This window comes from Neobacillus niacini (assembly GCF_036961885.1).
Taxonomy (GTDB): Bacteria; Bacillota; Bacilli; order Bacillales; family Cytobacillaceae; genus Neobacillus; species Neobacillus niacini_H.
In genome coordinates this window covers 1-1439 of record NZ_JBALNQ010000023.1, presented here as the reverse complement: position 1 = coordinate 1439, position 1439 = coordinate 1, and the positions used below count along the sequence as shown (strand labels likewise).

Here is a 1439-nt window from a genome sequence, read left to right as displayed (position 1 = left end):
CACTAAACCTGTCCGAATGCCTCATTGATTCGGACTCAATCTTACGCTGGATCACTAAAGCCTTAATTTAAAATTAATGGTCGTAATTTTTCTTCGATTTCTTTCCGTTTTGGCTCTAAAAATGGTGGAAGTGCTAGTTTTTCCCCCATCGTTTCCATTGGTTCGTCTGTCGCAAATCCAGGTGTATCTGTTGATAATTCAAATAGGATACCATTGGGTTCCCTGAAATATAATGCCTTAAAGTAATAGCGTTCCACTTTCCCTGAATTCGGTAACCTGTATTCCTTCAAACGAGCTGCCCAAAGATCGTATTCTTCCTCATTCGGAACACGGAAGGCAACGTGATGAACACCACCACGTCCTAAGCGAACTTTTGGCAAGTCAGGTCTGGTTTCAACATGAACCTCCGCGCCGCTGCCGCCTTCGCCAGTTGCATAAACCGATATATCAGGAAAATCCCCTTCAAGTGAAGGATAGGTACCAACAAAGCGAAAACCCATTACTTCTGTTAAAACCCCAATTGTTGGTTCTGCAATTGCGACTGTGAGGGTTACTGGTCCTAATCCAATAATCGCATGTTCCATTGGAATGTCATCCCTTTGCCAAGGGACACCTGCTCTCACACCTTTTTCACTGTTATCAGCTACCAGGATGATGCTTGTCCCTTCGAAATCTCTGAAAGCCAATGTATCACGATTTGCTCTTTTTTGAATATCGTCATGTTCAACCCCATATTGGGTAAACCGTTCTTTCCAAAATAACAGTGCATCTGAAGTTCTTACCCTTAGTGATACAGTTGAAATATCTGAAGTACCCCTGTGTGTTCGCCCGATATAAGGGATATCAAAGAACGTAACTTCGGTTCCTGGGGTTCCCTCCGCGTCAGCATAAAAAAGATGATAGGATTCGGTATTATCCTGGTTAACTGTTTTCTTTACCAATCTCATTCCCAAAATATTAGTATAAAATTCATAATTTTTTTCCGCTTTTCCCGTTAATATTGATACGTGATGTAATCCTAAAAGTTCCATCCCCTAATCACTCCCATTATTTATTTCATTATTTGGAGAATGCCCGTTTACGTTAGCCATTAACATAATTTCTGCAATTATAATTCCTCCAAGTGATGTTACTAGTCATATAGCTAGTAAAGCAAATGCCAAAGGATTAGTAATAAACCAATAATTATCATCTTAACACTTTTATCTCGAATTCAAGATATTGATTTAAAAAAATATACATTTTACTTTATTCCTTACTGGATGATTGCATTAATATCAGAAAGGGCAAATTATTGCATTTTCTCTCCATTAATTTCACTCCCGGAAAATAATCCTTAATTTCATTATCTCTAATTTAATTATCTCGAATATAAGATAATAATAATACTTTAAAATTTTTTTGTCAATAATCTTTTATTTTTAGGCTCAGTATAGGAA

General features: G+C 37.3%; 1 protein-coding gene. It reads right to left on the bottom strand.

The features are described 5' to 3' along the window. Positions 1 to 62: 62 nt before the first annotated feature. Positions 63 to 1031 carry a ring-cleaving dioxygenase gene (locus tag V7124_RS10665; RefSeq protein ID WP_335488812.1) on the bottom strand — a complete coding sequence of 323 codons (969 nt, stop codon included), beginning with the start codon at positions 1029 to 1031 and terminating at the stop codon, positions 63 to 65. Positions 1032 to 1439 lie beyond the last annotated feature (408 nt).